Genomic DNA, 1,116 nt, shown 5'->3' on the forward strand with positions numbered 1-1,116 from the left:
AATTATGAAAAAAGTAAATTTGAACAAGGTAACCGAGTTAATTAACAACCAAGTATCTAACTCATTGAAGGAAGTTAAGGCTTCTAAAACACAAAAGCCAAAAGAAACTAAAGAATCTAAGGCTAAGGAAGAAACCAAAGCAAAATTGGTAAAAACTACTACCAAGAAAGCTTCTACTAAAAAGGAAGAAGTTGTCAAGGAAGTTGCCAAACAACAGAAACCCAATATCATCGAACAAGTAATCTCCAATCGGGAAGTGAAATACATTTACCCAGATGATGTTACTGATACTCTTTCAAGAAAGAAATGGAGACAACAAACCCGTAATGAACTTCGTAAATTAGAAAGGGAAATGCTCCGAATCCAAGATCATAACTCTAAAGAATACAAGTCTGCCCAAAATAAATATATTACCTTCCAGAAAAAAGTACTGAAGGTAGATGAAGCAGTATAATTAATCCTTTGTTAACCCGGGACTGGGAACACATTAGTTTGCTATTTTCAAATTCCCAGTCCCATATTTATTTTGGTTATGGACTATCGAATATTCTCCGATAAGGAGATGGAAAAACAGGAAAAGGACATGGTAGAACTTCACAAGAGATGTGTAAAGAATTACCTTGTTCAAAGATCTCTCAAACACGGAAAGATTAAAAAATTCTTTATCGTATACGATTATTATCTAGGCACTGAGAATATAAGAAATTACTTTTTCAGGCCTATAGATATGTTCGTAAGATTCTTATTGTTGGGTAAACTTGAAGAAATAGAAGATTATGTCAAAGCTGATTCTAGAAAGAAGAAAAGAAAACATAAGAGAAATAAAAGTATGGTATCTTCAGAGTCAAAAACTATACGAAGAAAAAATGGTAGAGATAAATAAGACCAGCAAGGTTTTATTCTCTGGACCAGTATCTTCTATGGTTGCTTGTTGGAGAAATGCTTTACTCTTGGTAAGAAGATCTTATAGGATATCGAAAGAATCTAGAATTTCTTTAAGAAACCTTCAACATAATACTAGGGATATTAATGCAGTAAATGACTTAGAATTAGGTCAAGGTGTTAAATTTATAATCATTGAATTATGTTTCGAGAAATAGTAAAAGATGTATATAT

Annotated in this window: 2 protein-coding genes; both read left to right on the forward strand. The window is 32.1% G+C overall.

Going from position 1 to position 1,116, the window contains the following annotated elements; all coding sequences use genetic code 11:
* Nucleotides 1-454 (forward strand): hypothetical protein (locus IE212_RS34425; RefSeq protein WP_229864728.1); only part of this gene is annotated, 454 nt, incomplete at its 5' end.
* 322 nt (nucleotides 455-776) lie between these two features.
* The gene (locus tag IE212_RS34430; protein WP_190201926.1) at nucleotides 777-1,100 is read left to right on the forward strand and encodes a hypothetical protein; all 324 of its coding nucleotides are present in this window, start codon (nucleotides 777-779) and stop codon (nucleotides 1,098-1,100) included.
* Nucleotides 1,101-1,116: the final 16 nt, after the last annotated feature.

The organism is Streptomyces djakartensis (assembly GCF_014651075.1).
Lineage (GTDB): Bacteria > Actinomycetota > Actinomycetes > Streptomycetales > Streptomycetaceae > Streptomyces > Streptomyces djakartensis.

What these genes read in the sequence shown, in the direction of transcription:
- IE212_RS34430 (WP_190201926.1), top strand. Translation starts at nt 777, where the DNA reads ATGTCAAAGCTGATTCTAGAAAGAAGAAAAGAAAACATAAGAGAAATA.